Origin of the sequence: Pseudomonas sp. P129 (genome assembly GCF_020312195.1) — a bacterium.
Lineage (GTDB): Bacteria > Pseudomonadota > Gammaproteobacteria > Pseudomonadales > Pseudomonadaceae > Aquipseudomonas > Aquipseudomonas fragariae.
This window is the reverse complement of record NZ_JAGPYS010000009.1, coordinates 105,564-118,073: the sequence shown is the minus strand read 5'-3', so window position 1 is coordinate 118,073 and position 12,510 is coordinate 105,564. Positions and strand designations below refer to the sequence as shown.

Annotated in this window: 12 protein-coding genes; 1 reads left to right on the top strand and 11 read right to left on the bottom strand. The window is 61.5% G+C overall.

Annotation, left to right across the window (positions count from 1 at the left end; translation table 11 throughout):
- Positions 1 to 4: 4 nt before the first annotated feature.
- The 6 genes from KBY02_RS19910 to KBY02_RS19885 form a co-directional block, all read right to left on the bottom strand.
- Entirely contained in the window at positions 5 to 154 is a 150-nt protein-coding gene (locus KBY02_RS19910; protein WP_002554136.1) for a hypothetical protein, read from the bottom strand.
- A 126-nt stretch (positions 155 to 280) separates the two neighbouring features.
- Positions 281 to 958, bottom strand: a complete 678-nt coding sequence (locus tag KBY02_RS19905) for a type 1 glutamine amidotransferase domain-containing protein (RefSeq protein ID WP_024642312.1) — start codon at positions 956 to 958, stop codon at positions 281 to 283.
- A gap of 166 nt (positions 959 to 1,124) precedes the next feature.
- Positions 1,125 to 2,342 (bottom strand): aldose 1-epimerase family protein, encoded by a 1,218-nt coding sequence (locus tag KBY02_RS19900; protein WP_024638681.1) that lies wholly within the window; start codon positions 2,340 to 2,342, stop codon positions 1,125 to 1,127.
- A 592-nt stretch (positions 2,343 to 2,934) separates the two neighbouring features.
- On the bottom strand, positions 2,935 to 3,279 hold the full coding sequence (locus KBY02_RS19895) for a hypothetical protein (RefSeq protein ID WP_104684396.1): 345 nt from the start codon (positions 3,277 to 3,279) through the stop codon (positions 2,935 to 2,937).
- 83 nt (positions 3,280 to 3,362) lie between these two features.
- Positions 3,363 to 4,295 (bottom strand): hypothetical protein, encoded by a 933-nt coding sequence (locus KBY02_RS19890; protein ID WP_104684395.1) that lies wholly within the window; start codon positions 4,293 to 4,295, stop codon positions 3,363 to 3,365.
- Positions 4,296 to 4,360: 65 nt separating this feature from the next.
- Entirely contained in the window at positions 4,361 to 5,521 is a 1,161-nt protein-coding gene (locus KBY02_RS19885) for a TDT family transporter (protein ID WP_104684394.1), read from the bottom strand.
- Positions 5,522 to 5,650: 129 nt separating this feature from the next.
- On the opposite strand from KBY02_RS19885, the gene KBY02_RS19880 reads away from it, so the two are divergent.
- Entirely contained in the window at positions 5,651 to 6,604 is a 954-nt protein-coding gene (locus KBY02_RS19880) for a LysR family transcriptional regulator (RefSeq protein WP_024641748.1), read from the top strand.
- Here KBY02_RS19880 and murJ read toward each other — a convergent pair.
- The 5 genes from murJ to KBY02_RS19855 are packed head-to-tail and all read right to left on the bottom strand — an operon-like array spanning position 6,538 to position 12,510.
- Complete coding sequence (gene murJ / locus KBY02_RS19875; RefSeq protein WP_096135328.1) at positions 6,538 to 7,953, bottom strand: murein biosynthesis integral membrane protein MurJ; 1,416 nt, start codon at positions 7,951 to 7,953, stop codon at positions 6,538 to 6,540. The two genes, KBY02_RS19880 and murJ, sit on opposite strands and share 67 nt — an antisense overlap.
- A gap of 15 nt (positions 7,954 to 7,968) precedes the next feature.
- Entirely contained in the window at positions 7,969 to 8,790 is an 822-nt protein-coding gene (locus KBY02_RS19870; RefSeq protein ID WP_096135327.1) for an acyltransferase, read from the bottom strand.
- The gene (locus tag KBY02_RS19865; protein WP_060406686.1) at positions 8,787 to 10,202 is read right to left on the bottom strand and encodes an O-antigen ligase family protein; all 1,416 of its coding nucleotides are present in this window, start codon (positions 10,200 to 10,202) and stop codon (positions 8,787 to 8,789) included. The genes KBY02_RS19870 and KBY02_RS19865 overlap by 4 nt, the downstream gene beginning before the upstream one ends.
- Positions 10,202 to 11,302 carry a glycosyltransferase family 4 protein gene (locus tag KBY02_RS19860; RefSeq protein WP_225650705.1) on the bottom strand — a complete coding sequence of 367 codons (1,101 nt, stop codon included), beginning with the start codon at positions 11,300 to 11,302 and terminating at the stop codon, positions 10,202 to 10,204. The genes KBY02_RS19865 and KBY02_RS19860 overlap by 1 nt, the downstream gene beginning before the upstream one ends.
- A complete protein-coding gene (locus tag KBY02_RS19855) occupies positions 11,293 to 12,510 on the bottom strand; it encodes a glycosyltransferase family 4 protein (protein WP_225650704.1) in 1,218 nt (405 codons plus the stop codon). The genes KBY02_RS19860 and KBY02_RS19855 overlap by 10 nt, the downstream gene beginning before the upstream one ends.

The window sequence follows — 12,510 nt, the reverse complement described above, 5'->3', positions numbered from 1 at the left end:
GGCGTCAGTTGCCTGACTTGTCTTTCTGCGGGTCGGGAGAGGTGGCAGGTCGGGCCTGTTCACCCTGCTGATTGAGCTGTTTGTTCTTCTCGCCCACTTTGCCGGCGTTTTCCGGCTTGTGATCGAGGTCTTCGCGTTTGGATTCATCAGCCATGACCGTATTCCTTATTGTCGAGGGGTGTGGTTATTGGTCAGTGTGGCGTGTGCAAGATTCGATTTAAATGACGCGCGGTCCGTTGCCCGATGCTGATCGCGTCGGACGCCGAACCGCACACATCGATCAGCTCAGCAGCGTGATCAGGTCTTTGGCTGCCTGCGCCGAACTGGCCGGGTTCTGCCCGGTTACCAGCTTGCCATCGGTCAATACGTAAACGCCCCAGTCGTCGCCCTTGGAGTAGTCACCGCCCAGTTGCTTGAGCGTGTCTTCGACCAGAAAAGGTACGACATTGGTCAGGCCGACCGCTTCTTCTTCACTGTTGGTGAAGCCTGTGACGCGGCGGCCCTTGACCAGTGGCTGGCCGTCCGCTGCTTTGACGTGACGCAATACGCCAGGTGCATGGCAGACCATTGCGTGTGGCTTGTCTGCCTTGGCAAATGCCTCGATCAGAGCGATGGAGTGCTTGTCTTCAGCCAGGTCCCACAGCGGGCCGTGACCGCCCGGGTAGAACACGGCATCGAAATCGGCAGCATTGACGCCAGACAGAAGGCCGGTGTTAGCGAGTGCTTTCTGCGCATCTGCATCTTTGGAGAAACGCTTGGTGTCTTCGGTCTGCGCGTCGGGCTCATCGCTCTTCGGGTCCAGCGGTGGTTGACCGCCTTTCGGAGAAACCAGCGTAACGTCGGCACCGGCCTCTTTGAACGCGTAATACGGCGCGACGAACTCTTCGAGCCAGAAACCGGTTTTCTTGCCGGTGTCGCCCAGTTGGTCATGGGATGTCAAAACCATCAGGATTTTCATGTGCATGCTCGTCTTCGAAGGGTTGAGAGGGTGTAGACAGGCGAAAACCTCAAGTGTTGTGAGAATTTTTTACCACCGAAACGAGCAGGGCCGGATGTCGACGTAATGGCTTGCGTCGACACCCGGCCCTGTTTCAGCGCGGCGTTGAAAAATCGTCAGATAACGATCATTGCTCCTTGCTCAGGTCCACCAGCGGCTCTTTGCGCACTTCAGTTTCGCGACCGTCCTGAATGTGCTTGACCTGCCCAAGGGCTTTGTCGACCGCGCCTTTGTCAGCCAGCAGGCTGTAGCTGATCTGGAACTGACGTTGCTCTTTCGGGGCAATGGTTGGCACCAGATTCAGCGGGCGCTGGAAGCGGCGGTTATAGGAGAAGCTGGTCCCCGGTTCCAGTCCGGTGACGTAGCCCTGGCCTTTGGTGTCGGTGTTTTTCCACAGCGAGAACACCGGCAACTGCCTGGTATTGAAACCGACCGACACGCCCAGGCTGCCAGCCTTGTTGTGCAGTACGGTCAGCGTGTCACCCTTGGCATCACCGTAAGGCACGATGTTGTAGACCGTCTCGTCGTAATCCGGCGTCGGCGCGCGGTAGGTCTGCCAGTCGCCGAGATCACCCTTGGCTTTGTCGTTGAACGGCGAAACCTGCTTGACCGGCGCTTCGAAACGCGCCCCTTGCTCCAGGAACGGCGTGCTGAAATTGCTGTGGTACAGCGCCTGGTATTCTTTCGGATAATCGCCATTGTTGGTCAGCGTATCGTTGAGCGAAAAGCTCGTGCTGCCTGGCTCGGTGACCAGTTCGGTCTGCACCGAGAAGTCGACCTTCTTGAACGCCTGCTCCTTCAATTCACCCTTGAGGCGGATCGCGTACGGCGGTTTTTCGTCGATCTGCAGTGTCACCTTGCTCGCCGGAATGTTCGCTGCACGGCCGTGCAGGGTCAGCAGCTCGCCGTTGTCCATCCCCGGATGGCCCACCCACTCGTAGCCGCAGCGGGTTACCAGCTCGTTGAAACCTTCCAGCCAGCCCAATCCGCCGCGGCCATTGAGCTCGATGAAGGCCGGATTGACCACGTCCTTGACCGGCGAATCCCAGCCCATACGCACATCGCCGACTGATGCCTGCAGCACGTTCATGCCGCGGGTCGGGACGACCGACAGCTTCATCGTACCGTTGTCGATATCGATGATGCTCACGCCTTCCTGACGACCGCCATGCAGCGTACGCATCGTGACAGTGAACGGCTTGTCGGTCTTGACGCCCAGTTGCTGACTGGTGATCTGCTGATTCTGCGCAGCCTTGTCGGTGTCGAGCAGCACGTAATCCCAGGCAAACACACTGGAAGCGGCTGTAAGGGCGCCGAGGCCTACGAGCAGAGGAAGGGATTTCATGGTGGTGGTCCTTCTGTAATTATTGGAATTATGGTGTTGCCTATCGTCTGAGTGGCCATTTAACGCCGAGTTAAACGATTCAGCAATGGGCTGAGCCCAGGCAAAGCGCTTTTCAGTCTCAATGGCACTGACGACATAGAGTGCAACGTTACTCTGGCCCCATCAAAGTAACTCGCCGAGGGGCGAAAAGGTGACCTGGGTTGAGCCCCAATTCACTTGATCTCGCAGAACCGCCGTGTGACGCAGAGCGTCACGAACTGCATTCCCACGCGGAGCGTGAGGAACGNATCCGGGGGTAGCCTGGCAGGACGCCAGGCTAGCCGCACCGGGCCATGGAAGGCCCGTTGCGGCGACCCCCGGATCAGTGACAGGACGAAGGAACCCGACGAAGTCGGGCCGGAAACCGGAGCGGGGACTTTGCTCACTTTGGTCCCTCAAAGTGAGTCGCCGAGGGGCGAAAAGGTGACTTGAGTCGAACTCTAATCTAGCTAATGTCACGGAACCGCCGTGTGACGCGGAGCATCACGAAAGGCATTACCATGCGGAACATGAGGTGCCCTGGCCAAACGCAATCTGGAACATTGAGCACCGGTCATTGAAAGTCTGGTGACTGACCCCGAACCTGATCGAGCCCAGGCTGCCCGGCTGCCGCCTCACCCAGCAACCGCTCGATCTGCGCATGCTCCCAGCCACTGAGCAAACTCACCGGATCAGTGCGCAGCCAGCTTTCGAACGAGCCCTCCCGACCCAACGGACAGCGACATGCCCGACAGCGGGTCGGGCTGCCTTCAGTGATTTCCAGCGACAGCAGCCAGCCATCGATCTCGACCTGTTGTAGCCCGGAACCGGAGGGTGTACCGATAAGTTTCAGCGACCGTGTACCCATCGCAGCATCCCGCAGTTGCTGATACACCTCACGAGTCGTCAGAGCTTTCACAGGCGTCACCCAAATCCATTTTGCTGAGTAAAGCACGATTCCGAATCGTGCCGGTTAAAGCAGACGTGCGGGTCACATGTGTTTCAAAAAGTCGATGGCGCACCAAACAGGCTTTCGATCTCGGACCGGGTCTGGTTGATCGCGCCCAACTGACGGATCAGCTCGGCCTGCCTGCTGCCACGCACGCCCGCGGTGGTCATCAGCGCATCGCGCACATAGGTGTAGACACCGCTGACACCGAACGGCGTGATGTAGCGAACATGCTCGCTGAGGCCTTGGGTGATCGCCTTGAAGTGTTCACTGGCGTAATAGGTCCTGCGCGTCCAGGCCGATTCGAACACCAACTCCATCATGACGATATTCAAGCGCGACTTTTCGACCTCATGATTAACATCCGGCGCAGGCGGTGCAGGCTTGGCGTTATCGTAAGGTTGCGCGAGGTGCAGGCGCAGTTTCAGCACCGCATCGGAACTGGCCATGTCACGGGCGAGCTGCTCAATGGCCTTGCGGGCCGCAGGCAGGTCATCGCTGGCCAGATGAAAGTGCAGATGCATCTTGTCCTGTGTGGCGGTTTCGTTGGGAATCGGGTCAGGCAGACGATCCACCAGTGTGCTGGAGCCATCCGGCACGTCATAGGCGATGGTTTCTTCGAACATGTTCTGCTCGTCGGAGAACAGCAGGGCGCTGGCATCCTTGAATTGTTTCTGCGCTTCGGCGGACAGAAAGCCGATCTCCACGCCACCGTCCAGCACGTAGCCCGGCAATGCCGTAACGCCTTCGATGACCGGCCACAGGTGGCCGTCCTTTTCCCGCGTCAGGTGATGCTGAACATACCAGCCCAGGCCTTCAAGCCTGGCGCACAGCGGGCCATGAACGTCGCGCCAGTAGGTCGCGAACAGCTCATGGGGAACGCCCGTCCTGCGCAGCACGGTGGTGTAGGAATTGATGACGATGTTTTCGTCGCGAGCTGCGTGGTTGCCGGAAAAGTTACTGGCGGAAAATGCTGAGGTGGGCATGAAGGCTCTCTGTCATGAAGATATTCTTCTCAGGCGCCGTGTCGCAGAGGTAAGTTCAAGGGAACTTACCGGCGGACACATCCTTGTGCTGCGATGCAGGGCGAGACGAACAGGTAACCCCGATAGGCGCCGGCCAGCGTACGTACTGACACGACCGACCACATCAGTGCCAGCAGCGCGACGAGCCACGTGCCAAAGACATCGAAGAAGCCCAGATGCAGGGTAGCACCGAGTTTGAGCGTCGCCAGCGCATACACCCCGAGCGGGAAGGTGAATGCCCACCAGCCCAGATTGAAGCCGATACCCTGTTTCACGTAGCGCAGCGTAATCAACACGGCCAGCGCCATCCACCACAGACCCAGCCCCCAGAACAGCATACCGACCACCACACCGATGCCGACGGCCACCGTGCCGATGGATGCCAGGCCGTGGGCGGCAAAGATCGCCGGGGCGTCGCTGCCCATCACCAGCATGCCCAGCGCGCCCGTACCGATGGGACCGAGTGCCAGCCAGCTGGACGCCGCCATGCTTTCGTGGGGCAGTTTGTGCAGCGCCAGGCGCAACAGCAGAATCACCAGAATGCTCAGCGCCACAGGCACCGAATAGGCCCACAGTACGTAGCTGGTGATCAGCACCGTGAACTGCGAGTCAGCGGCTGCAAGATGCGTCGTCAGCGATCCCCCGCAGGCCGCTGCAACTTCTGCCGCCACCACCGGTAACAACCAGACAGCGGTCATCTTCTCGATGCTGTGCTCCTGACGGGTGAACATCATGAAAGGGATCAGCACCCCACACGCCATGGCCATCGCCACGTCCAGCCACCACAAGGCTTCGGCAACCGGGACAATGGCACTGCCCCAGCGTGCCGGCCCGAACACCAGCAAGCCGTTGATGATGGTGGCCAGGCCCATGGGGATGGTGCCGAAGAACATCGACACGGTGGAGTGCCCGAAGACCTGACGTGCCTCATCGAAAAACAGCAACCAGCGGCTGGCGTACATCACGCTGAACAGCGTGAACAGGGCGATATTCAGGAACCACAACGCTTCGCCCACCGCGCGCAGCGGGACGGGGCCACCCGGCAGTTGAGCCAGCGCCAGCGACAGAATCCCGGTGCCCATGGTCACGGCGAACCAGTTGGGGGTGAATTGTCGAATCGCCTCCAGCGGGCTGGTCAGTGCGGCGAGGGGGGCGTTGCCCTTGATGAGGATTGCGAGCCTGCTCATGACAGTCTCCTGCTGGTGATTTCGGGACGTGCCATCAGTCTACGGATCGACAGTCAATCTTCTAAACGGGTAATCTCTCTCATCGCTACCTGTTTATCAGGTAGATCTATTCGGCGAGAGAAGGCGCTCTTGAGAATCAACCTGCGGCAATTACAGATTTTTTGCGCGATCACCCGTTGTGGCAGCACCACCAGCGCAGGCAGCGCTCTGGCGCTGTCCCAGTCAGCCACCAGCGCGGCATTGAACGAGCTGGAAAGCGCGTTGGGTACGCGTTTGTTCGACCGCGTGGGCAAGCGGCTGGTGCTCAATGACAGTGGGCAGGCACTGCTGCCGCGTGCCATGAAGATGCTGGAAAACGCCCAGCAGATCGAGGACAGTTTTCTGTTGCCCGACGCGGCGTTGAATGCTCGCCTGCGTATCGGCAGTAGCAGCACCATCGGCAATTACGTTGTGCCACAGATCGTCGGGGCACTGCGCGGCTCGACGCCTCAATTGCGCATCGATGTGGACATCGGCAACAGCGCGCTGATTGCTCGCAAGGTCGCGCAGTTTGAAATCGACATGGGGCTGATCGAGGCACCCTGTCATCTGCCGGAATTGATCGCCGAGCCATGGCTGGTGGATGAAATGGTCATCGTTGCCGGTTGCGCCCATCCGCTGGCCGGGCAGGAACACGTGTCACTGGGCGAACTGCAGAGCGCGGAGTGGCTGCTGCGTGAGCAGGGTTCGGGAACGCGCGAAGAGGTCGAACACTTGCTGCTCAGGCATTTGCATGACCTGCAGGACATGCGTCAGGTAGGCAGCTCGGAAGCAATCATGCGCACCCTCGCGCAAGGCATCGGCATCAGTTGCCTGTCCCGTCGTGTGGTCGCCGACCTGCTGGCCAGCGGGCAGTTGCGCACGCTCGCCAGCCCGCTGCCGCCGCTCAATCGCCGGTTCTTCATGATCAGGCACCGCGACAAGTTCATCTCGCCGAGCCTGGAACGCTTCAGGGAAGCCTGCCGCCAGGCGGCCGATCAGGCCGATACGTTGCGCCACGGTTTGAGCCATAACGCCAGCCCGACCAGCAGCAGCGCGCCGTAAACGCAGCTCAAGCCCAGTTGCAGCCAGGTGTCGTGCAATGGATGCAGCGACAGGGCGGCGATAGCCATCAGCAGGCTGGCCAGCAACCAGTGGCTGCGCCACGGCAAGACATCCAGCAATGACTGGCGGCGCATCAGCAGCACGCCAGTGACCAGTGCGCCGCCCAGCGCGGCTAGGGCAATGCCGGTCAGGCCGAAGGCAAAAGGCAGCGCGCCGAGCAGCAGCGCATTGCACAGGCTGCCGATCAGCTCACAGTTGAGCGGCAGGCGTGTGTCACCGCCGGCGTAGGCATAGCGCGCCAGCAAGGCATTCCAGGCACCGAACATCAGCGGTGCGGCAAACCAGGCCAGCAGTTCCGGCAGCGGCCCGCCCTGGGTCTGATTGGGCAGCAACAGTGTCACCAGAGCGCCAGCCGCGCCGATCAGACCGGCCACCGCCGGCAAGGTCAGCAAGGTCGCGCTGCCCAGTCCGCGCTTGAGCAGCGACAGGCGCTGATCGCCGGCACTGCCGCTCATCAGCCCGAGCAGCACCTGATTCAGGCTCATCAAGGCAATCAGCGGCAGGTTGATCAGTTTGCGCGCCAGGTTGACCCAGGTCACCGCGCCTTCGCCGAGCAGCGAGGCCACCATACGCTCCAGCAGAGCGAGACCCTGGCTGGCCAGGTTGCTGCTCAGCAGCGGGCCGATGCGCTGCAACAGCTCACGCATTGCGCCGGCTTCCGATTGCCACTGCCAGGGCCGCCAGCCAGAACGATACAGGGCTGGCAGCAATACACCCGGCATCAGCACGCTACCCAGTACGCATGCGCTGGCCAGCCCGGTCGACGTCGAGGCATGGCTGAACGTGGCGAGGTAGATGACCGGCGGCAGGTTGAACAGCAGCGAGCCGAGCCCGGCCAGCACGAAGCGCGAGCGAGCCTGCAGCGGTACGCAAAACAGCGCATGCAGCATGAAGCCCGGTGCGCACCAGGCCAGCCAGCGCAGGCCGCTGGCAGCCTGCGCATAGCCGTCGGCATCCAGCCCCGGACCGATCAGGCGCACCAGCCCACCGGCGCTCAACAGCAGAACGACGCTCACTGCCAGCCCGGTCAGTAACAGACGCGGTGCCATGCCTCCCAGCCAGCGCTGTTGCCGTTCAGCGGTACGCTGCTGATAAAGGGGCAGGGCGGCGGCGCTGAGCAAGCCCGCCGCCAGTGACATGCGCAGCGCCTCGGGCAGGAACATCGAAACCAGAAACGCGTCGCTCTGGCCTCCGGCACCCCAGGCCGCCACCAACAGCCATTCGCGGGCAAATCCGGCAGCCAGACCGGTGAGGGTGGCCAGTGTCAGCCAAAGTGTCGAACCCAGCATCGTCTGTGCTTCTGATCAGTGAAACAAGGTGAACAGGCCTTTGCCGCCCACCTTGTAGTTGAGGCCGCGAGCACGCTCGCCCTTGATTTCCGCATTCGGGCCACTGACGATGGCATAGGGCGGAACCGGTTTGGAGACCACGCTGTTACCGCCCACCACTGCACCTTCGCCGATGTCTGCCCCGAACGAAAGCAGCGCGCGGCTGCAGATCCATGCATAGTCGCCGATGAACACCGGCCCGCCTACTGCCCAGAATTCGGGTTCGTTGAGATCGTGGCCGCCAGCGATGATCAGCACATGCGAAGCGATGGTGACGTGATCGCCGATCACCAGCCCGCCGCGCGCGTCAAGCTGGCAATGCCAGCCCACCGTGCTGTCATTTCCGATGCGCAGGCTGTCGACGCCGAGCACCTCGGTGTTGCGCCAGACCGTCGAGCCCTTGCCGATCTTCGCGCCGCCGATGCGCAACCACAGCAGGCGCAGGGTGTGGCTGGGGACCTTGCAGATCAGGATGTTGTAAGCCTGCTCCCAGGTCCGCAACATGCGGTCGCGCAGGGTCGGCCAGTTGATCCCGTACAGCGGGATAAGCGCGCCTTTGGTTTCGATGGCCAGCAGCTTGTAGAAGCGTCGCGCCAGCGGGTGTTCGATTCTGGGCTCGATATTGAGGTAGCAGATGAACGACAGGGTGCGATCCTTGATACGTGTTTCAAAGCACACTTCGTTGTCCAGCATCCACTGGTAGGCGGCTTCCAGCTCGTCGAGCGGCACCGCCATCTTGCGCGCGTAATCGGGCAGTGCCTCTCTGAGATTATGAGAATGCATCATGCGGTGTTTCATGAGGAGGCTCCCGGCTCGGGTGAGGCGTCAAGGTGTCTGGATGGGGTGTCGGTCCTGGCGCGCAGGCGTCTGGTTTCGTGCAGGCTGATGCCGACCAATAGCCAGAACAATGCGACCAGCACACTGGTGAAACTGAAGTAATGGTCGAACAGACCGCTGAACAGCGCAGCCAGCACACCGGTCGTACAGCCCAGCGCAATGGCGTTTTCGCGAGTCAGCACGACCCGCCCGCTTCCGGGGCGCACTTCCTTCCACCAACTGACGGTGATGGCGATGAACAGCAGCATGCCGGGTATGCCAATCTTGTAAATGTAGTTCAGCCACAGGTTGGAAATGCCGAACTCTGTATAGCCCAGTACCGGTGGGTCGGTCTTGAAACCGATGCCGAACGGGAACGTGGCAACTGCATCGGGGAAATGGCTGTATTCCAGAAAGCGAATCGCGGTGCTGGCGTCGTCATCGCTGAACAGCCCCATCAGGCGGTCTTGCAGAGGCGGGTAGAACATCAGCACAAGAATCCCGGCCACCAATCCGCCCATCAGCAACCGCCCCAAGTGCGGAATGCGTCGCCGTGCCATCAGCAGCATCATCGCGATCAGGCTCAACAGTGCACCGCGTGAGCCGGTCAGCAACAGGCCGACCGCGCCCAGTGCGGCCACCGTCAGGCCCAGCTTGCGAGCCGCGCCGCTGCGCGTCATGCCGAAGCAGAAGGCCAGCGGCAGCAGCATCGCCAGCGCCCCCCCCGCCACGTTGGGGTGCATCCACGGTGAGCCCATGCGACTGGCGAGCGAAAGCAGGCTCTGGCTCAATACGTCGGCACCGCTGTAGCCCAGGCTGCCGAGGATTGGGATGATTGCCGTAGCCGAGCCTTTGGTGACGTAGACCGCAATCGACAGCACCAGCAGCAGCAGCGTCCCGCCGAGCAGCGCACTGACCGCGTCTTCCAGCGTCTTGAGGTCGGTCAGCAGGCGCGGCACCAGAAACAGGATCGACAGGTTGAACAGCCAGCGTATCCAGTTGATCGGGCCGTTGCCCTCGGCGACGACGGTTAACTGGCCGACCAGAAACGGGAACGCACTGAACAGCATCAATGCCACCAGCAGCCGTTCGGGGCGCAGCATGCTGGGCAAACGCTGGCGTTCCTGGAAGACTCCATGCAGCAGGTAGCTGGCCCAGGTCAGCATGATCAGCGCTTCGGACACCGTGGTACGAATGCCGATTTGAACCGTCGAGTAGGGCAGGAAGGTTCCGATCAGGCAGAACAGCAGCAGCCCGCGTACCGGCCGACGCATGATCGTGGCAACCGCCACGATACCGATCGCTGCCGCCACCACCAAAGGCGCGGGCAGCATCCAGATCATCACGCCGAATAGCAGGCTGAACAACAGCCCCAGAGGCAAGGCCAGTGGCATCAGCGCAATTCCTCCAGCGCCGCGTGCACGCGCTCGCAAAAGGCTTTCAACTGATAGCGCTGCGTCCATTCTGTGGCAATTGCCGGATCTTCTTCGGGGGCCTGCGACAGGGTGCCCATCAACCTGATCAGATTGCCGCTATCGAGCGGTGAAAAGCGCGGGCTGTCGGGCGGGGCGACTTCATCCAGCGACGAGCCCGTGGCCACCGCAACCGGTGTGCCGCTGTTCAGCGCTTCAATCACCGGCAGCCCGAAGCCTTCGCTTGTGGAGGGTTGCCAGAGCCGTTCGGCATTTTTGTAGACGGCGTGCAGTTCGGCGTCGCTCAGGCCGCTGAGCACATGCAGACCCGGTAACTGGCGCTGGGCCTCGGTCAGCGGATCGTCGCCACCGACCAGTACCAGTTCCGGGGTATCGACGAATTGCATGCGCGCGGTCTGCCAGGCATCCACGAACCATTTGATGTTCTTGCGCGGTTCCCGCGTGCCCACGCACAGCCAGTAACGCAGCGGCAGGTGCAGTTGCGCGATGTCGGCCGGCTCACCCTTGAACGCCTCCACCAGCAGCGGTATGACGCGCAGTTTGGCCTTGAACCTGGGGAACATACGAGCAGCTTCGTTTGCCGTGAATTGCGAAGGCACCCAGATCTGGTCGGCAACCTTCAGCGACCAGGCAATCGACAGGTAGTCGGTCATCCGGTAGATCCTGGCTTTGAGTCGCGAACCGTGACTGTTGTGCTGCGTGAGCTGAAACAGATCGTGCAGTTGCAATACGTAGCGCATATCCGCCGGTTTGCGCCCCAGCGGCAGGCCCATGTTGATATTGGCCACGTAGACCTGGATACCGGCGTCGCGCAGGGCTGCAGGCAGGAACTGGCCTTCGAAGCGCAGGCGATCCGGCAGCCGATGCACCGAATTCAGAGGTGCGGCCCAACGTGGGGCGTGCATCAGGCGGCGTACCGGATGATCGTAGGGGGCCACGCCGAACAGCTGCAATTGCACATCCGGGTGTTCACGAAAGGCCTGTTCCAGTGCCAGATTCTGGCGACCGATGCCGCTGATGGGATAACCGGCTGCCGCGCGGTAGTCGAGTCCTATACGCATGAGCGCAATCCTTGCTTGGAGAACGAAAAGCGGGTGTAGATCACTTCCAGCTGAGCGGCCGAAACAGACCAGTCGTGCCGCGCGCGAACATAAACGCGGCCGGCTTCGCCAATCTGCTCGAGCTGCAGCGGTTTGTCAGTGTATTCAGCGATCAGCGTCGCCAGCCCGGAGGCATCCTCGCTGCCCAGGTAATGTTCGCCATGCCGCACCGTCAGCCCGGAAACACCCTGCGCGGTGGTCACCACCGGCAGGCCGGCAGCCATGGCTTCCAGCGTCTTGAGCTTGGAGCCGCCACCCTGGCGCAGAGGCGCGAAGAACATCGAGGCAGTGGCTTGCAAGGCACGCAGGTCAGGTACGAAACCCAGCCATTCAATGCGTGGGTCAGGCCAGCGCTCGCGCCAGGCCTGAGGCATACCGAAGCCGCCGATGGCAAACCGTACATGGGGTGCCTGAGCCCAGACCTGCGGCATGATCTCGTCCAGCGCCCATTCGATGGCGTCGACATTGGGGCCGTATTCATAGTTGCCGATGAACAGCAGGCGATGGCTGTGACGGTCCGCATGGACGCTGGCGTAGTAATCGCAGTCGACACTGTTGACAACATAGGACGTGGCCCTGCCGCTCAGGCGCGAAAGTACCTTGGCATCGTCCTCGGTGACCGCGATCAACTCGCCGGTCTGGCGAAACACGCGGGTTTCCCAGCGCCGGTAGCGCCAGCGGTCATAGACCGCGAAGGCATTGGCCCAGCGCGGCAGACGGTCGTAGCTGGCGGCACCCAGGTCCGATTCGACATTGTGCTCGGTCAGCACGAAGGGCTTGCCAGAGCGCTTGAGCGCGCGCTCGAAGGGCTGAAAGGCATAAGTGTGCTGCAACTGGATAATGTCCCAGTCCTCCTTCAGCAACTGCTCGAAGGCTTTTTCCAGTTGTGGCGCGTAGCCGTTCACGCTGGCCAGCATCGGTGGCGCTGCAAAGGCCACAGCCAGCAGCGTACGCAGGCTGAGCAGCGGGCGGCGTTCGATCACGATCAGGCGTTCCAGCCAAGGCTCCAGTGCCGCGCGCGCGTCGTCGTCCAGCGGGTTCTTGGACTGCACCAGCAGCGTGATGCGATGACCGCGCCCAGCCAGGTTGCGCAACAAATGGTATTCCCGGGTCTTGCCACCACTGGTGGTGGGCCAGGGCAGGTAGGGGAGTGTCCACAGGATTCGCAT